The sequence below is a fragment of the Stenotrophomonas rhizophila genome (genome assembly GCF_003751305.1).
Lineage (GTDB): Bacteria > Pseudomonadota > Gammaproteobacteria > Xanthomonadales > Xanthomonadaceae > Stenotrophomonas > Stenotrophomonas rhizophila_B.
In genome coordinates this window covers 176147-196267 of record NZ_RJKV01000001.1, presented here as the reverse complement: position 1 = coordinate 196267, position 20121 = coordinate 176147, and the positions used below count along the sequence as shown (strand labels likewise).

The window sequence follows — 20121 nt, the reverse complement described above, 5'->3', positions numbered from 1 at the left end:
GCAGCTTATCGCAAGCAACTGAACAATGACCCTGTGGGTGCTCGGACTGAATCACCAGACCGCGCCAGTGGAACTGCGCGAACGCGCCTCCTTTGGCGGCGACGCCCTGCCCCAGGCATTGGCGTCGCTGCGCGATACCCCACAGGTGGCCGAGGCGGTCCTGCTCTCCACCTGCAACCGCACCGAGCTGTACGCGGTGGCCGAATCCGGTGACGCGCTGGCCCAGTGGCTGGAGTCGCATGCCGGCACGCTGCACGGGTACCTCTATCAGCACGCCGACGCCGACGCGGTCCGCCACCTGTTCCGGGTCGCCACCGGGCTGGACTCGATGGTGCTGGGCGAACCGCAGATCCTGGGCCAGGTGAAGGATGCCTGGGCCCTGGCGCGTGATCATGGCCTGCTCGGCCAGCGCCTGGACCGGCTGTTCCAGCAGACCTTCTCGGTGGCCAAGCGCGCGCGGACCGATACCCGCGTGGGCGCCAACCCGGTCTCGGTGGCCTCCACCGCGGTGCGCCTGGCGCAGAACTCGTTCGCGCGGCTGGAAGATTCCACCGTGCTGCTGGTCGGCGCCGGCGAGACCATCGAGCTGGCCGCGCGCCATCTCAGCGAAGGGCGCGTGCGTCGGCTGCTGATCGCCAACCGCACCCTGGCCCATGCGCAGGAGCTGGCCAGCCGTCATGGCGGCGTCGCCCTGCCCCTGAGTGAGCTGGACCGCCATCTGGGCGAGGCCGACGTGGTGTTCTCGGCCACCGCCGCGCGTGAGCCGGTGATCACCCGGGCGCACGTGGCCGCCGCACTGAAAACCCGCAAGCACAAGCCGATGCTGCTGTTCGATCTGGCCGTGCCCCGCGATATCGAGGCCGGCGTGGGCGAACTGGCCGACGCCTTCCTGTACACCGTGGATGATCTGGAGCGCGCGGTCGAAGACAACCGCCGCAGCCGCCGTGAAGCCGCGGCCGAGGCCGAAGCGATCATCGAGCTGCAGGTCGCCCGCTTCGTGGAAACGCTGCAGGCCAGCGTGCACCAGGCCCCGCTGCGGCAACTGCGCGCCTATGGCGAAGCGACCCGCGTGGAGATGCTGGAGAAAGCCCGCCAACAGCTGGCCCACGGCAAATCACCGGAAGAGGTGCTCGAGCTGCTCGCGCACGGCCTGACCAACCGCCTGCTGCACCCGCCGACCGCCGCCCTGCGCGCGGCCGCGCTCAGCGGCGATACTGAACTCACCCGCGCCGCCGAGCGCCTGTTCCCGGCCAAGCCGGGTTACCAGCACCCTGCCGTGCGTACCGATGTAGCGAGGAATGATGACGCCGACCCTGCGCCGTAAGCTGGAAGCGCTGGCCGAGCGCCGCGAAGAACTGGAACGCCTGTTGTCCGACCCCGCCGTGGTCGGCGACAACGACCGTTTCCGCGCACTCTCGCGCGAGTTTTCGCAGCTGGAGCCGGTCGCTGCTGCGCTGGCCGACGAAGCCCGCGCCAAGGCCGATCTCGCCGCCGCCGAGGCGATGCGCGAGGACCCCGACCTGCGCGAACTGGCCGACGAGGAAATCATCGCCGCGCAGCAGCGCCTGCAGCAGCTGGACGAAGCACTGGCCCTGCTGCTGGTGCCGCGCGATCCGCGCGATGACGGCAACCTGTTCCTGGAAGTCCGCGCCGGTACCGGCGGTGACGAGGCGGCGATCTTCGCCGGCGATCTGTTCCGCATGTACGCCCGCTATGCCGAGCGCCAGGGCTGGAAGGTCGAGATCGAATCGGACAACCCGGGCGAACATGGCGGCTACAAGGAAGTGGTGGCGCGCGTGGTCGGCCGTGGCGCGTTCTCGCGGCTGAAGTTCGAATCGGGCACGCACCGCGTGCAGCGCGTGCCGGCGACCGAGTCGCAGGGCCGCATCCATACCTCGGCCGCGACGGTGGCGATCATTCCCGAGGCGGATGACGTCGAGGACGTGGTGATCAACCCGGCCGACCTGCGCGTGGACACCTACCGCTCCTCCGGCGCCGGTGGCCAGCACGTCAACAAGACCGAATCGGCGATCCGCATCACGCATCTGCCCACCGGCGTGGTGGTGGAATGCCAGACCGAGCGCAGCCAGCACGCCAACCGCGACAAGGCGATGAAACGCCTCAAAGCGCAGCTGCTGGATACCGAACGCAGCAAGCAGGCCGCCGCGCAGGCCGAAAGCCGCCGGCTGCAGGTCGGCAGTGGCGACCGCAGCCAGCGCATCCGCACCTACAGTTTCCCGCAGGGGCGGATCACCGATCACCGCGTGGAAGGGCTGACCCTGTACGACCTGCCCAACATCCTGACCGGCGATCTCGATGCACTGGTCAGCCGGCTGACCCACGAACACCAGGCCGACGAGCTGGCCCGGCTCGCGGAAGGCAACTGAGCATGATCGACGCGGGGCGGCAGCGATGAGTGCCGATCCGCAGCGCCTGCAGCTGCGCCAGGCGGTGCAGCGGCAACCGGCCGATTTCATTGCCTGGGTGATGCTGGCCGACGCGGAGCTGGAAGCCGGCGATGTGCGCGCCGGCGAACAGGCCGCCACCCGCGCGCTGCAGCTGCGCGGCGACCATCCCGAGGCCTTGGCGCGGCTGGGGCGCGCGCGCTGGATGCAAGGCCGCCATGGCGAGGCCGCCACACTGCTGCGACAGGCGGCGGATCGCGCGCCCCAGCACCCCGGCATCACTCTGTGGCTCGGCCACGCTCTGGAAGACGCGGGGCAGCCCGAGGCGGCGGCGGATGCGTATCGCCATGCGCATCGTCTTCTGCCGGGCGAGCCCTACATCGCTGCGCAGCTGCTCAACTGGCAGCGCCGGCTGTGCGATTGGCGGGATCTGGAGCGATTGTCGGCGCTGGTGCGCCAGGCCGTCGCGCAGGGCCAGGCGGTGGTCGAGCCGTTCGCCTTCCTCAGCGAAGACAGCAGCGCCGCCGAGCAGTTGGCCTGTGCGCGGCAGCGTGCAGCGGCGCTGGCCGAGGGCATCGCGCGGTTGCCGCCGGCCACGGTGCGCGCGCACGGCACGCTGCGGGTCGGCTTCCTCTCCAACGGCTTCGGCGCGCATCCCACCGGCCTGCTGACCGTCGCCCTGTTCGAACAGCTGCGCGCGCTGGGCACGCTGGACCTGCATCTGTTCGCGCTCAGCGCGGACGACGGCAGCAGCATCCGTCAGCGTCTGCAGCAGGCCGCCCACACCTTGCACGATGTCAGCGCGCAGCCGCATCAGGTGATCGCCCGGCGCATCCGCGAGGCCGGCATCGATGTGCTGTTCGATCTGCGCGGCTGGGGCGGTGGCGGCACCCCGCAGGTGCTGGCGATGCGCCCGGCCCCGGTGCAGATCAACTGGCTGGCCTACCCGGGCACCTCCGGCGCGCCGTGGATCGATCATGTACTGGCCGATGCCTTCGTGCTGCCCGACGCGCTGGCACCGGCGTTCAGTGAGAACGTGCGGCGCCTGCCGCGCGCGTTCCAGCCCTCGGACAACACCCGCGTGCTGGAACCGGCGCCCCCGCGCGAGGACTGCGGCCTGCCCGCGCAGGGCGTGGTGCTGTGCTGCTTCAACAACAGCTACAAGCTCAATCCGCGCAGCATGCAGCGGCTGTTCGCGGTGCTGCACGGCGTGCCCGGCAGCGTGCTGTGGCTGCTCTCCGGCCCGGGCAACGCCGATGCACGGCTGCGCAGCGCGGCACGCCAGGCGCAGCTGGATCCGGCGCGCCTGGTGTTCATGCCACGCCTGCCGCACCCGCAGTACCTGGCGCGTTACCAGCACGCCGACCTGTTCCTGGACACGCACCCGTACAACGCCCACACCACCGCCTCCGATGCGCTGTGGGCCGGCTGCCCGGTGCTGACCTGCCCCGGCGCGACGTTCGCCTCACGGGTGGCCGGCAGCCTGAACCACCACCTGGGCATGCACGCGTTCAACGTGGCCGATGACGCGGCGTTCGTGGCTACCGCCATCCAGCTCGGCAACGACCCGGCTGCATTGCAGGCCGCGCGCGCCACCCTGGCGCAACGGCGCGAGGACAGCGGCCTGTTCGACATGGCCGGTTTCGCGCGCGACCTCACCGAGGTGATCGAAACGCTCGCGCGCGAACGCGGCTGGCAGGGCCCACACATCGCCTGAGCATCGGCTGCGCTAGGCTCGGGCTTCCCTGTGAATCACCGAGGCACGCCGATGGGCAAGCTCAAGCGCAAGGACTACCAGGCCCTGCTGGAACCAATGCAACTGGAACTGGCGGCGATGGCGCGCTGGGTGCAGCACACCGGGCAGCGCGTGCTGGTGCTGTTCGAAGGCCGCGATACCGCGGGCAAGGGCGGTGCGATCCAGGCGATCGCCGAGCATCTCAATCCGCGCCAGTGCAAAGTCGTCGCGCTGCCCAAGCCGACCGACCGCGAAAGCACACAGTGGTATTTCCAACGCTATGTCTCGCACCTGCCGGCGGCGGGCGAGATCGTGCTGATGGACCGCAGCTGGTACAACCGCGCGGGCGTCGAGCATGTGATGGGCTACTGCACCGAGGCGCAGTACCGCAGCTTCCTGGCACAGACGCCGGTGTTCGAGAAGCTGCTGATCGATGATGGCATCGTGCTGTTCAAGTACTGGCTCAGCGTGGACCAGGCACAACAGGAAAAGCGCTTTGCCGAGCGCCACCTCGATCCGCTCAAGGGCTGGAAGCTGTCGCCGGTGGACCTGAAATCACGCAGCAAGTACAGCGCTTATACCGAGAGCCGCGAAGCGATGCTGCGCGCGACACATAACGATGATGCCCCGTGGACGCTGGTGGACTTCAACGACCAGAAGCGTGGGCGGCTGGGCCTGATCCGCAACCTGCTCGATCGCCTGCCCGACACCCGCGTGGACGAACCGGTGCTGGCGCTGCCGCCGTTGAAGGGCAAGCTGCACAAGGAGCACTTCGGGGTATTGAAGCCGATCGAACCCTTCGTCACCACGTAGATCCACCGCGCGCAGCGCGGCAACGGCGTGCCGGTCATGAACCGGCACGCCCGTCAGACTCAGCCTTCCTTGATCCGCGCTTCGATGTCATGCGCGGTGACCGGGCCAAGGAACTCCTTGGCGACCTTGCCATCCGGCGCGATCAGGTAGGTCATCGGCAGGCCGCGCGGGATCGCGAAGTCTTCCGGCGGGTTGTACGTATCCACGATCACGATCGGATAGGTGACCGGACGCTTCTCCAGGAAGGCCTTCATCTCGGCCGGTTCGATGTCCTCGAAGGCCAGCCCGACCACCTCGATCTCATTGCGCATCGCGTGCAGCGCGGAGAGCTCGGGCATTTCCTTGCGGCACGGGGCGCACCAGGTCGCCCAGAAGTTCACCACCACCCACTTGCCGCGGTGCGCGGCCAGGTCGTAGTCGGTGCCATCCAGCGCCTTGGCTTTGAGCGTCGGCTGTTCGACGGTCTTGCGTTCGGTGGCCGGCACGGCTTCGGTCGGCGGCGCGGCGGGCTCGTTGATCGGGGCCGGGGCGGCAGGCGCAGTGGCCTCGCTCTGTGCGGCGGGCTTGTTGCAGGCGGCCAGCGTGAGCAGGCCCAGGGCCAGCAGCAGGGGCTTGGCGGTCATGGTTTGTCTCCGGGGGTCGAGTAGATGTCGCTGACGCGGCGTTTGAGCAGTTCGCGCAGCGGCAGGCGCAAGGTGTCCAGCGCGGCCACCGAGGCCGTGCCCAGGCTGTCGTCGCGATACGGCAGGTAGGCTTCCTTGATCGGGATCCGCATCTGCGTGGTCTCGTACAGGTCGGCCAGGGTGAGTTTGTCCAGGTCGCGCGCGAGCAGCCATTCGCCCTGCTCGTCGCGGCGCACCACGCGGATCGCTTCCAGGTCGCAGAGCAACGTCTGCAACAGCGAATCGGTCAGCATCGGCTCCAACCGCAGGATTTCATCGTCATCCAGGCTGCGGCCATCGGCACGGGCCTGGTGGAAGCGACCGATCAAGCGCAGCAGGCCATAGATTTCATACCCCACCGGCAGGCGCAGGTCGGCCGGCTGGTAGCGGAACGCGGCGATCGAGGAGGCGAGCGATGCGCCGAGCAGCACCGAGACCCAGCACAGGTAGATCCACAGCAGCAGGATCGGCACGAAGGCAACCGTGCCGTAAAGCTTCTGGTAGGACTGGAAGCTGCCCAGGTAAGCACCCATGCCCCACTTCACCAGCTCCAGCATGATCGCGGCCAGGATCGCGCCGGGGACGGCATGGCGCCATTTGACCGTGTGGTGCGGCACTACGCGGTAGACCAGCATGATGCAGACGAACTCGATCAGGATCGGCGCGACCGTCAGTGAGACGTTGGCCAGCCAGCGACCTTCGCTGGTGCCGAACAGCGGCAGCGCGAACACCCGCGCCGAGACCGCCAGCGAGGCCGCGGCGAGCATCGCGCCGAGGGTGAGCACGGTCCAGTACACCAGGAAGCGGGTCAGCTTGGGCCGGGTCGAACTCACCCGCCAGATCTGGTTGAAGGTTTCCTCCACGCTGTTGAGCGTGATCAGCAGCGACACCACCAGCGCGATGAAGCCGGCGGCGGTCAGCTGCCCGGCACTGGCCGAGAACTGTCGCAGGTAGCCTTCGGCGGCGCGCGCGGCGTTGGGCACGAAGTTGGAGAATACGTAGTCGCTGAGGGTATCGCTCCAGCGATCGAACACCGGGAACGCCGAGAGCACCCCGAACACTACGATGGCCAGCGGCACCAGCGCGAACACCGTGGTGTAGGCCAGCGAGGCGGCCGCCTGGAACAGGCGGTCATCCAGGAAGCGGCGCCACAGGAAGCGGCCGAAGCTGATCGTGCGCGCACGGTCCCGGACGCGTTCGATCCACAGGTTGATCGTATCGAGAGGTTCCATCGGCGCAAGGGTACCCGATGACGGGTGTGGGGCATGCACGCCCGCTCACAGTGACCGGCCTCGCCCTGAGCGGGCTGCGTTGCCATACTGCCGGCATCGGACGCAATGAGATGAAAGCGAAATGGCGGAGATCCTGGTGCTGTACTACAGCCGTGGCGGTTCAGTGGCACGGCTTGCCCGCCAGATTGCGCGCGGCATCGGCGAGGTGCCGGGCATGAGCGCGCGGCTGCGCACGGTACCCCCGGTGGCGGCGGTGACGCAGACCGCGCTGCCGCCGGTGCCCGAGGACGGCGCACCCTATGTGAGCGTGGCCGACCTGGCCGAATGCACCGGACTGCTGCTGGGCAGCCCGACCCGCTTCGGCAACATGGCCGCGCCGGTGAAGCACTTCCTGGACGGATTGGGTGCGGAATGGGTCAACGGCACCCTGGCCGGCAAGCCGGCGGGCGTGTTCACCTCGACAGCCTCGCTGCACGGTGGGCAGGAATCGACGCTGTTGTCGATGCAGGTGCCGCTGCTGCACCACGGCTGCCTGATCGTCGGCATTCCCTTCACCGAGCCGGCGCTGAGCCACACCACCACCGGCGGCACGCCGTATGGCGCCAGCCACGTGGCCGGCGCGGACGACAACCCGGTGCCGAGCGAGGATGAGAGCATCCTGGCCCGCGCGTTGGGGCGCAGGGTGGCCGATATCGCGCGGCGGTTGGCGTGAGCACGCGCGCCCAGGAAATCGTCCTTGCGCTGCTGCTGGTGGCGCTGGCGGTGCTGTTCGCGGTCTGGTTCGCGCAGGACAAGCATTGGCTGGCCACCCAGTTGGTGTTCACGCTGCCGCCGCTGCTGCTGGCGCTGGGCGTGCTGGTGCGGCGTGGCAAGGCGATGTTCTGGGCTGGCGTGCTGGCGCTGTTCTGGTTCAGCCACGGGGTGATGAGCGCCTGGAGCCACCCGGAGGTGGCGCTGTGGGGCTGGCTCGAGCTGGGGCTGGCCTTGGCCGTGATCGGAGTCGCCAGCACGCCGGGGCTGCGCCGGCGCTTCGGCCGCAGGACAACGGCTGGCTGACCGTCCGGCGTCCCAAGCCTGCATCGGGCGGGCGGCAGCCGTATCATCTACGGGTCGGCGCGGCGGTTCCGTGCCCTTCTGTCTGGTACCCAGGATGCTTGCAATGGAAGAACTACTGATCATCACCACCGGTGGCACGATCGACAAGATCTACTTCGACGACAAGTCGGACTATCAGATCGGTGATCCGCAGATCGGGATGATCCTGCGCGAGCTGGGCGTGACCTTCCGTTTCAATGTGATCCCGATCCTGCGCAAGGATTCGCTGCACATCACCGACGAGGACCGTGAGTTGATCCGGGCCACGATCGCCGCCCAGCCGACGCGGCATGTACTGGTGACGCACGGCACCGATTCGATGGTGCAGACCGGCCAGGTGCTGAAGTCGATCACCGACAAGACGATCGTGATGACCGGTGCGTTGAGCCCGGCGCGCTTCCGCGGCTCGGATGCGGAGTTCAACATCGGGTGTGCGATCGGTGCGGTGCAGTCGTTGCCGAGCGGTGTGTACATTGCGATGAACGGCCGGATCTGGAATCCGGAACAGGTGCGCAAGAACGTGGCGGCGAACCGGTTCGAAGCTGCGTAATCACTGTTGATTGAACGAACGCCCCGGCATGCCGGGGCGTTCTGCGTTGGTGCGATGGGACCGCGATCAGTACTGCGCGGTGAGGCTCAGGCCGGAGAAGGTCGAGTAGGCCTTGACCCGTACGTGCCAGGTGCCGGCCGCCGGTGAGGTGATCGTGCAGGTCTCGTTGTTGCCGCTCAGGTAGGGGCGGCAGGTGTAGACGGTGTCGGTCGGGGCGCTGCCGGAGCGGACGTAGAGATCGGCATCGCCACTGCCGCCGGCGATGGTGACCTTCAGCTGGCTGCGGCCGGACGGCACGGTCACGGTGTAGGCCAGCGAGGCACCGCTGGCGGCGCCGAGGCCGGTGACCGGGACGTTGTTCTGCAGCACGTTACCGGTGCCCGGGTTCGGATTGGTCCCGCCCAGGGCGGCCGTCACCGCCGCGTCGGCATCGACGATGCCCGCGCCGCAACCGCCGGAGCAGGCGCCCGGCAACGGCCGTGCGGTGCTCTTGAGCAGGCTCTCGATGGCGGCCGGGCTCAGGGCGGTAGGGGCAACGGACTGGATCAGCGCGACCACGCCGGCTACGTGCGGCGCCGCCATCGAGGTGCCGTTGTAGGAGGCATACGATGCGGTGCCCGGAACCGTGGTGCCACTGTTGAGCGTGGAGAGAATCCCCTGGCCCGGGGCCGAGATGTCGATGCCGGTGCCGTAGTTGGAGAAGCTGGCGCGGGCACCGGCCGAGGTGGTCGCGGCAACGGCGATGACGTTGGCGCAGTTGGCTGGCACCGAAGAGGACACGTTGGTGTTGCTGTTGCCGGCAGCGACGACCACGGTGGTGCCGCGCGAGACGGCGCCGTTGATGGCGGTCTGGTAGGTGGTGGAGCAGCTGCCACCGCCGCCGAGCGACATGTTGATCACTTCGGCGGGGTTGGCATTGGCCGGGACTCCGCTGACGGTACCGCCGGAAGCCCAGACGATCGCATCGGCGATGTCGGAGGTGTAGCCGCCGCACTTGCCGAGCACGCGCACCGGGACGACCTTCGCATTGAACGCGGTGCCGGCCACGCCGCTGCTGTTGTTGGTCACCGCCGCAACAGTGCCGGCCACATGCGTGCCGTGCCAGCTGGAATTGGAGGCCGGAATGCCCGCGCCACACTCGTTGGCGGCGTACCAGTCGCCTTCGTCGTTGGGGTTGTTGTCGCGGCCACCGCCGTCGCGCGCCATCGCCGCGTCGCTGATGAAGTCATAGCCGGGCAGGATGTTGGCGTTGAGGTCCGGATGGTTGGTGATGCCGGTGTCGATCACCGCCACCACCACGCCGGTGCCGGTGGCCTTGTCCCAGGCCGGGCGTACGTTGATCGAGGCGTTGCTGGTGCCGAAGCCCCACTGCTCGGAAAAGCGGGTGTCGTTGGGCACCAGGGTGGCCTGCATCAGCTGATCGACTTCAACGTATTCCACGCCCGGGTCGGCCGCCAAGCGGCGCATCAGCAGTTCGGCTTCGGCGCGGTCCAGCGGCCGGTCGGCCTTGACCACGGTCGGGCCGATCGCCAGCTGGCGCAGCTTCTGCAGCCCCAGCGCACGGCCTTGGGCCGCCGGCACGGCCGCGGCGGCGGCCTTCAGCGAACTGGCCAGCGCGGTCGGGGTAGCGACCTCGGTACTGCCATCCTTGTACTTCACGATGAAGCGCTGGTGGGTCGGCGCCGAGGACAGGCCGCTCAACTGCACATCACCGGCGAACGCCGGGGTGGCCAGCAGCAGGGTCGACAGAACAGAGGCGCCCAGTACAACCAATGCACGGTGACGCAAACGGTGTTGCGAGACATGAGACATCGGATTTCCCTTTCAGACAGTGAATGCCGTCGTCGCGGCAGAGAATCCAGGTCCGATCCGGGGGCTGCTGAAAGCGATGGCGCGGATCGGGCCCGGTGAGTGGATCGGTTCCCCTGACATCAAACCGCCCACACCGACGCTAGTGGCTCACCGCACGATCAACAATGTTTCAGCTGCACTTCAGTGACATGAAATGTCGGATTTGAGACTTTCTGTGTCGAGGGTTTGTGAAAGTGAAGGCGCACGAGCCGTTTTGAACAGTCCAATTGCGTCAACGAATGTCCGAAATGGCTGTCACTGTCCACGGGGCCAGGACAACGCTTGCGCATCAATGGCTTGCGAGGTTGCCACCGCAGGACAGGCAACAAAAAACCCGCCTGTCACCAGGCGGGTTTCTTTGGTTCCCTTCGGCTCGGCAGGAATCAGGCGTCCAGGCGGACCAGCCAGCCGTGACGGTCCGGCAGGCGACCGTACTGGATGTCGGTCAGTTCCTTGCGCAGGGACATCGTCACTTCGCCGGCCGGCGCGTTGATGTCACCCACCGAGAAGCCTTCGCCCTTGAGCTGGCCGATCGGGGTGACCACCGCAGCAGTACCGCAGGCGAACGCTTCCACGATATCGCCGGAGGTCACGCCGTCCTTCCACTCCTCGAGGGTGACCTTGCGCTCTTCGACCTTCATGCCGCGGTCGCGGGCCAGCTGCAGGATGCTCTCGCGGGTGATGCCTTCCAGGATGCTGCCCGACAGCGACGGGGTCACCAGGGTGCCGTCCTTGTAGACCAGGAACACGTTCATGCCGCCCAGTTCTTCCAGGTACTTGCCTTCCACCGGATCCAGGAACAGCACCTGCGAGCAGCCCTGCGCCTGCGCCTTCTGCTGCGGCAGCAGCGAAGCGGCGTAGTTGCCACCGCACTTGGCTGCGCCGGTGCCGCCCTTGCCTGCACGTGCGTAGTCGGTGGACAGCCAGATCGACACCGGCGCCACACCCTTGGCGAAGTACGGACCGGCCGGGCTGGCGATCACGTAGTAGCCGGCCTTGTGCGCCCCGCGCACGCCGAGGAAGGCTTCATCGCCGATCATGAAGGGACGGAAGTACAGGCTGGATTCGTCAGCCGACGGCACCCAGCTGGCGTCCACCGCAATCATCTGCTTGAGCGATTCGACGAAGATCTCCACCGGCAGTTCCGGCAGCGCCAGGCGCTGGGCCGAACGCTGCAGACGGCGGCCGTTGGCCTCCGGGCGGAAGGTCCAGATCGAGCCGTCGGCGTGGCGGTAGGCCTTGATGCCTTCGAAGATTTCCTGACCGTAATGCAGCACCGCGGCGGCCGGATCCAGCTGCAGCGGGCCGTACGGGCGTACCACGGCATCGTGCCAGCCGGTGTCCTTGTCCCAACGCACTTCCACCATGTGATCGGTGAAGTGCAGACCAAAACCGGGGGCGGCCAGGATGCGTTCACGCTCCTCGCTGCTGCGCGGCTGGGCGGAACGGGTGGTGTTGAAGCTCACGGAAGACTGGGACACCGGATATTTCCTGTTCTGGTTACGGGGAACGCCGTGACGCCGGCTGGCGATGGGCGGTTACAGCATGCCGGTTTCGAGCCGGGCGGCCTCGGACATCATGTGGCGGCCCCACGGCGGGTCGAACACCAGCTCGACGTCGGCCTGCGCCACCGTCGGGATCATTTCCAGCTTGCTGCGCACGTCATCGACCAGGATCTCGCCCATGCCGCAACCGGGGGCGGTCAGGGTCATCTTGATCTCGACCTCGCGCTGGCCGTCATCCAGGTGCTTGAGGTCCACTTCATAGACCAGGCCCAGATCGACGATGTTGAATGGGATTTCCGGATCGAAACAGGTGCGCAGCTGCTGCCACACCAGTTTTTCGACCTCCTCGTCGGAGGCATCGGCGGGCAGTTCCAGCGCCGGGGGCGCTTCCTTGCCGATGGCATCGCCATCCTTGCCGGCGATGCGGAACAGATTGCCTTCGACAAAGACGGTATAGCTGCCACCCAGGGCCTGGGTGATATAGCCATAGCTGCCAGCGGGCAGCGTGACCGTTTCGCCCTGCGGGACCATGACGGCCTCGCAGTCGCGTTCGAAGTGGACAGGTTCACTGCTACGGGAATACATGTGGATCGATATGGGGGTCGCGGCCAATTCCCGCAAGGCGACCATTTTAGCCCAGTGGCCGCCCACGCGCCGGTCACCGCGCAAGCCGGTATCCTGTGGGGACTTACAGGAAGATTGCATGTCGCCCACGTCCGTGCCTGTCCGGAGCCGTCACTGGCTCTGGCCCCCGATGTTGCTGCTTGGTGTCGTCACGGCCGTGCTGGCCTGGTTGTTCATCGCCCTGCTGACCGGCCGCCAGGCCGGCTGGATGGCGGTTGTGGCGGCGTTGGAGATCGCCTTCATGCTGCGTCTGGGCACCCTGCGCGCCGGTACTACCCGGGTGGTGCTGACCCTGCTGGCCACCGTGCTGGTGGCGCTGGCAGCCAACTGGGGGATCGCTTCGGCCTACCTCGGCGGCTCGATGGGACTCACCCCGTGGGAATCAGCGTTGCGCATGGGGCCCTATCTGGCCTGGACCCTGAGCGGCCTGGCCAACGGCGCGGTCGAATGGCTGTGGCTGGGCGTGGCGCTGGTCGTGGGTTGGTGGGTGGCGAAGTAACTGCCCTGCATGCGCGCTGTCGCCGCGTGGCGTTGCATGCATCGGTAGTGCCGGACGCTGGCCGGCGCCTCATGGCGTTGGAACGGATCGCACGGCATTCACGCATCACGCTGAGCCGGCCAGCGGCCGGCACTACCGCAGGTCCGGTGTCGCCGTAGATCCGGTTTCGGTCGGATGCCGCCGTAATTTCGGTGCTGCTGTAGGTCACGACCGTTGGTCGTGACCATTGCATCCGCCCCTCAATGCCCGCCGTCGAGCGCCTTCAGCTCGCTGACCAGCGCGCTCGCCGCACCCGCACCATCGCCGTACAGCATGCGGGCGTTATCGGCGTAGAACAGCGCATTCTCGATCCCGGCAAAGCCGGTGCCCTTGCCGCGCTTGATCACCACTACGTTGCGCGCGTTGACCACGTCCAGGATCGGCATGCCATAGATCGGGCTGGCCGGGTCCGTGCGCGCGACCGGGTTGACCACGTCGTTGGCGCCGATCACCAGCACCACGTCGGTGTTGGGGAATTCCGGGTTGATGTCGTCCATGTCGGCGATCAGGTCGTAGGGCACGCCCGCTTCGGCCAGCAGCACGTTCATGTGCCCTGGCATGCGCCCGGCCACCGGGTGGATCGCGAACTTCACCTTGATGCCGCGATCGATCAGGCGCTGCGCCAGCTCCCACACCTTGTGCTGGGCCTGGGCCACGGCCATGCCGTAACCGGGCACGATCACCACGCGCTCGGCGAAGGCCAGCATCGCAGCGACGTCGCTGGCCTCGATCGGCTTCTGCGCGCCGCTGATTTCCTGCGCGACACCGCCGCCACCGAAATTGGAGAACAGCACGCCGCTGATCGGGCGGTTCATCGCCTTGGCCATCAGGCGTGTGAGCAGGATGCCCGCTGCGCCGACCATCATGCCGGCGATGATCAGCGCCTCGTTGCCGAGCACGTAGCCCTCGAAAGCCACAGCCAGGCCGGTGAACGCGTTGTACAGCGAGATCACCACCGGCATGTCCGCGCCGCCGATCGGCAGCGTCATCAGCACGCCCAACGCGAGCGCGACCACGAAGAAGCTGATGATCGCCAGCGGGCTCAAGGTGACCGCCGCCCAGATCCCCAGCACCACCATCGCCAGCGCGACCAGCAGGTTGAACACCTGCTGCCCCGGGAAGGTGACGCGGCGGTCGAGCCGACCATCGAGTTTGGCCCAGGCGATGATCGAACCGGACAGCGAGACCGCGCCGATCGCCGAACCGATCACGGCCAGCGCCAGCACGGTGGAGGACGGCTGGCGTGCGGCGAGATCGGCCAGTGCCTGCTCGCTCCAGTGGGTGGTATCGCGGTTGGTCAGGAACGAGAAACGCAGCAGTTCGACCGCACCGATCGCCGCCGCCGAGCCGCCGCCCATGCCGTTGTAGAGCGCCACCATCTGCGGCATGTCGGTGATCGCCACGCGCTTGGCCGACCACCACGCCACGCCCGTGCCGATCGCCACCGCCGCCAGGATCAGCGGGATGTTGTGCAGCTCGGGCAGGAAGAACGTCGCCACCGTGGCGATCAGCATGCCCAGCCCGGCCCAGCGGATGCCGCTGCGCGCGGTCATCGGCGAGGCCATGCGCTGCAGGCCGAGCAGGAACAGGGTGGCGGCAACCAGATAGCTCACCTGGACCAGCCACTGCAGCAGTTGCGCGGTGGTCACGTTCAAGGCGCCTTCTCCCCGGTATCGCGCTTGGCGCTGGGCTTGAACATGTCGAGCATGCGTTCGGTCACCACGTAGCCACCGGCCGCGTTGCCCGCGCCGAGCACCACCGCGATGAACCCGATGATCTTCTCCAGCGGGGTCTGTGCGTGTCCCAGCACCACCATCGCCCCGATCAGCACGATGCCGTGGATGAAGTTGGAGCCGGACATCAAAGGGGTATGCAGGATCACCGGCACCCGCGAAATGATCACGTGGCCGGCAATGGCGGCCAGCATGAAGATATACAACGCCACGAACCCGTCGCTCATTGCAGTCACTCTCCCAGGCGGTCATCCCGTCCCCTGCATCATAACCATGCGCTGAACCAATCGGGCAGGCCGGTCAACCGCGCCCGCCCTGGGGCGTTCTCACGGTATCCCCCTGCCGGACCGCTACCCTGTGCTGGTGAGCTCTCCCCTACCGTCGACGGATGCCGACCTGCCCGCCACTGCCGAGGTGGTGCTGCCGGTGTCGCTGGATGCGTTCCTGGCCGGTATCGGCCCGCGCGCGTTCCGCTTCGCCGAGGCCGGCCTGCGCCAGCGCGACGACGCGCTGGATGCGGTGCAGGACAGCATGTTGAAGATGCTCGGCTACCGCGACAAACCCGCCGCCGAGTGGGCACCGCTGTTCTGGAGCATCCTGCGCCGCCGCGTCGTGGATCTGCAGCGCCGCCGTGGCTTCCGCCTGAAGTTCTGGCGCAGCAGCGACGAGGCCGACGGCGACCATGACATCGACTGGGCCGACCACGCGCCCGGCCCGGCCCAGGCCCATGAGCAGCGCGATCAGTACGCACGCCTTGTACAGGCGCTGCGGGAGTTGCCTGCGCGCCAGCGCGAGGCCTTCACCCTGCGCGTGCTGCAGGACCTGGACGGCGCCACCACGGCCAAGGCCATGGGCTGCAGCGAAGGCGCGGTCAAAACCCATCTTTCGCGCGCCCGCCAGGCGCTGCAGCAGTCTTTGGAGATCGCCCTGTGAACCGCCCCCTGCCCCCTTCGATGCATGACGATGCCGCCCTGCGGCAGCTGCATGCGCAGGCGCTGGATACGCTCTCGCCGGCCACGCTGGCGCGGTTGCGCAGCGCGCGTCATGGCGCCTCGACCGCCAAGCGGCATGCGCCGTCCTGGTGGATGGCCACGGCCTGTTCGGCGGTGGTCGCGCTCGCGTTGGGCTACAGTTTCCTCCTCGGCGAATCGACCGCCCCGCCGGCACCGGTCGTGGCGAACGCGGCCGATGACGGCAGCGACGTTCTCGACGAAAATCCCGATCTGTATGTGTGGCTGGGCAGTACCGACCTGGCAATGGAGTGATGATGAAACTGCGACTGTCCCTGGGGCTGGTGTTGCTGACGCTGAGTGCGGCCAGCTGGGCGCAGACCGCCCCGCTCCCGGACTGGGACACACTCAGCCCGCAGCAGCGCGAAGCGTTGATCGCGCCCGTGCGTGACCGCTGGAACGATGCGCCGGCGCCGCAACGCGAGCGCATGCTCCAGCACGGCCAGCGCTGGCTGACCATGACCCCGGAACAGCGCGCGCAGGCGCACCGGGGCCGCCACCGTTTCGAGAACATGACGCCGGAACAGCGCGAACAGGCGCGCGCACTGTTTGGTCAGATGCGCAGCATGACCCCGGAGCAGCGGCAGGCGCTGCGCGACCGCTGGGCGCGGATGACCCCGGATGAACGCAAGGCCTGGCTCAAAGCCAACCCTGCGCCGACGCCGCCACCGCCGAAGCGCTGAGCCGTTAACGGGGACGGAGGGGATTATTAACCACCTCCGTCCCTGTTATTTCAGGCGGCGACCCAGCGGGTTCTGGCGAGCAGTTCGTCGTCCCAGTCGAAGGTGACCGCGCCGTCTTTCAGGAACAGCGCGACGAAGTTGTAGACGTTGCGGGCATACATCTCGCTGGCATGCACTGCGCCCTGGCTGGCCAGGTTGAGCGGACCATCGATGAGCACGCCGTCCAGATCCACTACCTCGCCCGGTTGCGTGGCTTCGCAGTTGCCGCCGGTTTCGGCGGCGAGATCGACGATCACGCTGCCCGGCTTCATGCCACGCGCCATCGCAGTACTGACGATTTTCGGCGCGGGCCGCCCGGGCACCGCGGCGGTGCAGATCACCACGTCCACGGTGCGCAGGTGCTCGCCGAGGCGACGCTGCTGCTCGGCACGTTCCTCATCGGTCAGCGGCCGCGCGTAGCCGCCTTCGCCGACCGCGCTCACGCCCAGATCCAGGAATTTGGCGCCCAGCGATTCGATCTGTTCGCGGGTTTCCGGGCGCACATCGAAGCCTTCCACCTGCGCGCCGAGACGGCGGGCGGTCGCAATCGCCTGCAGGCCGGCCACACCGGCACCGACCACCAGCACCTTGGAAGGACGGATCGTGCCGGCAGCGGTGGTGAGCATCGGGAAGAAGCGCGGCGCGCGCTGGGCCGCGATCAGGGTCGCCTTGTAACCGGCCATGCCCGCCTGCGAACTGAGCACGTCCATCGACTGCGCGCGCGTGGTGCGCGGCAGACGTTCCAGCGGGAACGCCTGCAGGCCACGTGACTGGATCAGGCCCGCACGTTCGGCGTCGGCCTGCGGGTGCAGCATGCCGATCAGGCTGGCACCGGATTTCAGCCGGGCCAGGCGGTCATTGGACGGGGGCTGCACGCACAGCACGAGATCGGCCTGGCCCAGGCGGGCGTCATCGGCTGGCTGGGCGCCCACGTCCTGATAGGCCGCATCGGGGAAGCCCGCCGCCACCCCGGCACCGGGCTCGAATGCGACGCTCGCTCCCAGCGCGATCAACTTGCGCGCCGTTTCCGGCGTCATCGCCACGCGCCGTTCCCCTGGCGCATGTTCCTTTACCACCAACACCTCGACAGCCATGCCTGTCCCCGACGATCAGCGGATTGTGGGCTGATCGTAACCTGATCGTCAGGCCAGGGTGGCCCCCGGGGTCAATGCACGGTGGCGTTCTTGGTATCCAGGCGATCGATCACGCCCTGCATGGCACTGTCGAAGGCGCCATCGTCGATATGCGCGCGCAGGCGCCCCAGGCGCACCATCACGGCCAGTTCTTCCGGCGAGGCGACGCAGAACCGTACCCCGCGCCGGTTGACGAACAGCAGGCGCTGGGAAATCGGGCTCACCCAGGACAGCTTGCCCGCCTGGACCTTGCCGTCCTTGTCGACGAAATCCAGCCAGCTGCCGATTTCCAGGCCGCGGAAGCGGTCGGCATCGGCATTGTCGAAATCGCTGACATCCACCTTGCTGCCCAGCTCCACCGCCGCCGATTCCTGCGCCGGTGGCGAGGGCAGCGCGACCTGCGGCAGTTCGGGCAGCGCGCGTTCCAGCTCGGGGCGCGATTCGGCGATGCCCTGCAGGGTATCGTGCAGCGCATCGATGGCACTGGTGGCCGCGTCGGCATGCACACCGACGCTGGCAAAGACCTTGCGCAGCGCGGGGTGCCAAGCCTGCAGCCACGGCTTGCCGACGATATGCCGGCGCGCCTCGGCCACCTCATCCAGCATGCCATCGGCCAGGCTCAGTGCCTCACCGACCGAGGCGCCGTCTTCGCCTTCGCGCAGCACGGTCAGGGTCAGGTGGTGCTGCCAGGGCTGGCGCAGGAATTCACCGATCGCCTGCGGCAAGGTGGTGTCGCCAATCCGCCGGTCCAGTTCGGTACTGGCGCGCTGGCGCGCCATTTCGAGCTTTTCCTGGCCGCGCTGGGTCTCGGCGGCACGGCGCTCGGCGATCTCGATACGGCGCCGGTGCTGGGTCAGGAACTCGCGGAATTCTTCTTCCAGGGTCAGGAAGATCGCCAGGTTCTCGTTGAACTCGGCCACCAGGCGCTCGATGATCTCCTCGACCTTACCCATCAGAACGCGCTCGGCCTGGCTCTCGCCGGTGTTGCCTTCGCAGGCCTCGGCCAGCGAGTTGAGCAGCTTGCGCGCCGGGTGGGTCTTCTGCACGAACATGCGGCGGTCGAGCATGGCGACTTTGACGAAGGGCACCACCAGCCGGCCGATCAGCTCGCGCGAGCGGCCCTCCAGGTCGCGCTCATCCAGCATCACATCGAACAGCATGCCGACCAGATCGATCGCGTCTTCGTCCTGCGGGTCCAGCCGCGCCTGCGCGGGATCGACCCCGAGCCGGGTCGCGCCGGACAGCACTTCGCTCTTCAGCCGTTGCGCCAGCGACTCACCGTCTTCACCGATCGCCGCGCGCAGGGTCGCACTGGGCGTGGCCTGCAGCAGCGACAGCACGGACATCATTTCGCGCTGGCTCAGCGGGCGCTGCTGGCCGACCGCGACGCTGGCCGCCGACGTGGCGTCTTCGCGCACATGGCGGGTCTGCTGCAGCAGTTCGTGCAGGGCATCGAGCAGCATGCCCTGGTTGCCGCCGAGGCTGTCTCCCGCATCGCCGGACAGGTCCTGATGCCCGGTCTGGGCGCCCTGAAGGCGGCCGCGGCTCTCGGCCCAGCGATCGGCGAAGCGGCGGGCCCAGGCCGGTGCCTGGCCCTCCTCGGCAGTGCCGCCCAACGCGGTGTCGGCATCGAAACCGTCAACCCCGGCCTCGCGCTCGGGGCGCGGCGGCGGCGACGATCCGCGCGGCGGTGGCCGCCGCGCGGCCATCTGCGGCATCACACCCGCAGCGGCCAGTTGTTCATCCAGGTTCTCGTAGCGCTTGCCGATCGGCTGCTGCAGATCGCGCTCGCACAGCTTGATCAGCACCAGACGCACTTCCGGTGCCAGTTCACAATCGGCGAAGGCCTCGTGGATGGCCACGCCGATATGCTCGGGGCTGATCGGATTGGTATCGGCGTTGAGCTCGACACCACCGGCGATCGCGCCCAGGCGGCGGTCAAGCCGCGACAGCACCGGCTTGAAGTCACGCAGCAGCACGGTGGCGAAGTTGCGCACCGCCAGGCGGGATTCCAGCACGTGTTCAGGGACCAGGCTGAGGCCATCCTCGATCTGACCGGCCAAGGTGGCTTCGGCCGACAGCGGGTCGCCCCGCTCCAGCGCCTCCCAGCCCTGCTCCAGGTGAGTGCGGAACCCGGCCACGATGTCGTCCCGGCGGCGGCGCAGTTCGCGCATGCCATCCAGGAACAGCAACTGCGACGCGCCGGCAGTGCCGGCACGGTCGAACAGCACGTCGTCGAAGCGCGCCAGCACCGTCGAGAACGACTCGATCAGCCCAGGCAGCACGGCCTCACGGGCCATCTTCAACAACGCCGGGTCACGGCCCGGGTGCCCCCCTACATTGGGCGTGGCGATCATGCGAGAAGGCTCCCCACCTTCACAGGTACTGAGTAGAACATGGATACAACGAACGTCGACGCACCCCATGCGCCCGCGTTCGGAGGATAGGCCGGCCGACCGGTCAGAGACAGTGAAACAGTCGACACGTTAGACCTCATTACCGGTGACCCGGCA

General features: G+C 67.9%; 20 protein-coding genes. 11 read left to right on the top strand and 9 right to left on the bottom strand.

The window, feature by feature from the left end; genetic code table 11:
• Positions 1-25 precede the first annotated feature (25 nt).
• The 4 genes from hemA to ppk2 are packed head-to-tail and all read left to right on the top strand — an operon-like array spanning position 26 to position 4953.
• Positions 26-1324, top strand: a complete 1299-nt coding sequence (gene hemA / locus EDF74_RS00850; protein ID WP_019186102.1) for a glutamyl-tRNA reductase — start codon at positions 26-28, stop codon at positions 1322-1324.
• On the top strand, positions 1302-2387 hold the full coding sequence (gene prfA, locus EDF74_RS00845; RefSeq protein WP_123728433.1) for a peptide chain release factor 1: 1086 nt from the start codon (positions 1302-1304) through the stop codon (positions 2385-2387). Before hemA ends, prfA begins: the two co-directional genes overlap by 23 nt.
• 25 nt (positions 2388-2412) lie before the next feature.
• Positions 2413-4122, top strand: a complete 1710-nt coding sequence (locus tag EDF74_RS00840) for a tetratricopeptide repeat protein (protein WP_123728432.1) — start codon at positions 2413-2415, stop codon at positions 4120-4122.
• A gap of 51 nt (positions 4123-4173) precedes the next feature.
• Positions 4174-4953 carry a polyphosphate kinase 2 gene (gene ppk2 / locus EDF74_RS00835; RefSeq protein ID WP_123728431.1) on the top strand — a complete coding sequence of 260 codons (780 nt, stop codon included), beginning with the start codon at positions 4174-4176 and terminating at the stop codon, positions 4951-4953.
• A gap of 59 nt (positions 4954-5012) precedes the next feature.
• Here ppk2 and EDF74_RS00830 read toward each other — a convergent pair whose 3' ends face one another.
• Positions 5013-5576, bottom strand: coding sequence for a TlpA family protein disulfide reductase (locus tag EDF74_RS00830; protein WP_123728430.1), 564 nt, complete (start codon positions 5574-5576; stop codon positions 5013-5015).
• Positions 5573-6847, bottom strand: coding sequence for a YihY family inner membrane protein (locus tag EDF74_RS00825; protein WP_123728429.1), 1275 nt, complete (start codon positions 6845-6847; stop codon positions 5573-5575). Before EDF74_RS00825 ends, EDF74_RS00830 begins: the two co-directional genes overlap by 4 nt.
• Positions 6848-6968: 121 nt before the next feature.
• Between EDF74_RS00825 and wrbA the strand changes: the two genes are divergently transcribed.
• The 3 genes from wrbA (at position 6969) to EDF74_RS00810 (ending at position 8492) form a co-directional block, all read left to right on the top strand.
• Entirely contained in the window at positions 6969-7559 is a 591-nt protein-coding gene (gene wrbA / locus EDF74_RS00820; protein WP_019186096.1) for an NAD(P)H:quinone oxidoreductase, read from the top strand.
• The gene (locus tag EDF74_RS00815; protein ID WP_123728428.1) at positions 7556-7903 is read left to right on the top strand and encodes a DUF2069 domain-containing protein; all 348 of its coding nucleotides are present in this window, start codon (positions 7556-7558) and stop codon (positions 7901-7903) included. Before wrbA ends, EDF74_RS00815 begins: the two co-directional genes overlap by 4 nt.
• A gap of 103 nt (positions 7904-8006) precedes the next feature.
• The gene (locus EDF74_RS00810; protein ID WP_026070231.1) at positions 8007-8492 is read left to right on the top strand and encodes an asparaginase domain-containing protein; all 486 of its coding nucleotides are present in this window, start codon (positions 8007-8009) and stop codon (positions 8490-8492) included.
• Between the two features lie 66 nt (positions 8493-8558).
• On the opposite strand, the gene EDF74_RS00805 is transcribed toward EDF74_RS00810, so the two are convergent.
• The 3 genes from EDF74_RS00805 to sufT form a co-directional block, all read right to left on the bottom strand.
• Positions 8559-10304 (bottom strand): S8 family peptidase, encoded by a 1746-nt coding sequence (locus tag EDF74_RS00805; protein WP_184997001.1) that lies wholly within the window; start codon positions 10302-10304, stop codon positions 8559-8561.
• A gap of 422 nt (positions 10305-10726) precedes the next feature.
• Positions 10727-11824, bottom strand: a complete 1098-nt coding sequence (locus EDF74_RS00800) for a branched-chain amino acid aminotransferase (RefSeq protein WP_123728427.1) — start codon at positions 11822-11824, stop codon at positions 10727-10729.
• A 57-nt stretch (positions 11825-11881) separates the two neighbouring features.
• Positions 11882-12433: a putative Fe-S cluster assembly protein SufT gene (gene sufT / locus EDF74_RS00795; RefSeq protein WP_123728426.1), complete on the bottom strand. Its 552-nt coding sequence runs from the start codon at positions 12431-12433 to the stop codon at positions 11882-11884.
• 118 nt (positions 12434-12551) lie between these two features.
• On the opposite strand from sufT, the gene EDF74_RS00790 reads away from it, so the two are divergent.
• Positions 12552-12971: a hypothetical protein gene (locus EDF74_RS00790; RefSeq protein ID WP_123728425.1), complete on the top strand. Its 420-nt coding sequence runs from the start codon at positions 12552-12554 to the stop codon at positions 12969-12971.
• A gap of 239 nt (positions 12972-13210) precedes the next feature.
• Here the strand turns inward: EDF74_RS00790 and EDF74_RS00785 are convergent, their stop codons facing one another.
• Positions 13211-14665, bottom strand: coding sequence for an NAD(P)(+) transhydrogenase (Re/Si-specific) subunit beta (locus EDF74_RS00785; RefSeq protein ID WP_123728424.1), 1455 nt, complete (start codon positions 14663-14665; stop codon positions 13211-13213).
• Positions 14662-14970, bottom strand: a complete 309-nt coding sequence (locus tag EDF74_RS00780) for an NAD(P) transhydrogenase subunit alpha (protein WP_123728423.1) — start codon at positions 14968-14970, stop codon at positions 14662-14664. The genes EDF74_RS00785 and EDF74_RS00780 overlap by 4 nt, the downstream gene beginning before the upstream one ends.
• A gap of 130 nt (positions 14971-15100) precedes the next feature.
• Between EDF74_RS00780 and EDF74_RS00775 the strand changes: the two genes are divergently transcribed.
• From EDF74_RS00775 to EDF74_RS00765, 3 genes are read left to right on the top strand one after another with little or no spacing between them, the layout of a single operon-like run.
• Complete coding sequence (locus EDF74_RS00775) at positions 15101-15676, top strand: RNA polymerase sigma factor (protein ID WP_184996999.1); 576 nt, start codon at positions 15101-15103, stop codon at positions 15674-15676.
• Complete coding sequence (locus EDF74_RS00770; RefSeq protein WP_428999128.1) at positions 15673-16008, top strand: hypothetical protein; 336 nt, start codon at positions 15673-15675, stop codon at positions 16006-16008. Before EDF74_RS00775 ends, EDF74_RS00770 begins: the two co-directional genes overlap by 4 nt.
• A complete protein-coding gene (locus EDF74_RS00765; protein WP_123728421.1) occupies positions 16008-16436 on the top strand; it encodes a DUF3106 domain-containing protein in 429 nt (142 codons plus the stop codon). The genes EDF74_RS00770 and EDF74_RS00765 overlap by 1 nt, the downstream gene beginning before the upstream one ends.
• A gap of 50 nt (positions 16437-16486) precedes the next feature.
• Here EDF74_RS00765 and EDF74_RS00760 read toward each other — a convergent pair whose 3' ends face one another.
• Both EDF74_RS00760 and EDF74_RS00755 read right to left on the bottom strand, forming a co-directional pair.
• Complete coding sequence (locus tag EDF74_RS00760) at positions 16487-17569, bottom strand: NAD(P) transhydrogenase subunit alpha (RefSeq protein WP_123728420.1); 1083 nt, start codon at positions 17567-17569, stop codon at positions 16487-16489.
• A 71-nt stretch (positions 17570-17640) separates the two neighbouring features.
• Positions 17641-19965: a DUF1631 domain-containing protein gene (locus tag EDF74_RS00755; RefSeq protein ID WP_123728419.1), complete on the bottom strand. Its 2325-nt coding sequence runs from the start codon at positions 19963-19965 to the stop codon at positions 17641-17643.
• Between the last annotated feature and the right edge of the window lie 156 nt (positions 19966-20121).

Coding starts and splice junctions, on each gene's coding strand:
- hemA (WP_019186102.1), top strand. CDS start 26: ATGACCCTGTGGGTGCTCGGACTGAATCACCAGACCGCGCCAGTGGAA.
- prfA (WP_123728433.1), top strand. CDS start 1,302: ATGACGCCGACCCTGCGCCGTAAGCTGGAAGCGCTGGCCGAGCGCCGC.
- EDF74_RS00840 (WP_123728432.1), top strand. CDS start 2,413: ATGAGTGCCGATCCGCAGCGCCTGCAGCTGCGCCAGGCGGTGCAGCGG.
- ppk2 (WP_123728431.1), top strand. CDS start 4,174: ATGGGCAAGCTCAAGCGCAAGGACTACCAGGCCCTGCTGGAACCAATG.
- EDF74_RS00830 (WP_123728430.1), bottom strand. CDS start 5,576: ATGACCGCCAAGCCCCTGCTGCTGGCCCTGGGCCTGCTCACGCTGGCC.
- EDF74_RS00825 (WP_123728429.1), bottom strand. CDS start 6,847: ATGGAACCTCTCGATACGATCAACCTGTGGATCGAACGCGTCCGGGAC.
- wrbA (WP_019186096.1), top strand. CDS start 6,969: ATGGCGGAGATCCTGGTGCTGTACTACAGCCGTGGCGGTTCAGTGGCA.
- EDF74_RS00810 (WP_026070231.1), top strand. CDS start 8,007: ATGGAAGAACTACTGATCATCACCACCGGTGGCACGATCGACAAGATC.
- EDF74_RS00805 (WP_184997001.1), bottom strand. CDS start 10,304: ATGTCTCATGTCTCGCAACACCGTTTGCGTCACCGTGCATTGGTTGTA.
- sufT (WP_123728426.1), bottom strand. CDS start 12,433: ATGTATTCCCGTAGCAGTGAACCTGTCCACTTCGAACGCGACTGCGAG.
- EDF74_RS00790 (WP_123728425.1), top strand. CDS start 12,552: ATGTCGCCCACGTCCGTGCCTGTCCGGAGCCGTCACTGGCTCTGGCCC.
- EDF74_RS00780 (WP_123728423.1), bottom strand. CDS start 14,970: ATGAGCGACGGGTTCGTGGCGTTGTATATCTTCATGCTGGCCGCCATT.
- EDF74_RS00765 (WP_123728421.1), top strand. CDS start 16,008: ATGATGAAACTGCGACTGTCCCTGGGGCTGGTGTTGCTGACGCTGAGT.
- EDF74_RS00760 (WP_123728420.1), bottom strand. CDS start 17,569: ATGGCTGTCGAGGTGTTGGTGGTAAAGGAACATGCGCCAGGGGAACGG.
- EDF74_RS00755 (WP_123728419.1), bottom strand. CDS start 19,965: ATGATCGCCACGCCCAATGTAGGGGGGCACCCGGGCCGTGACCCGGCG.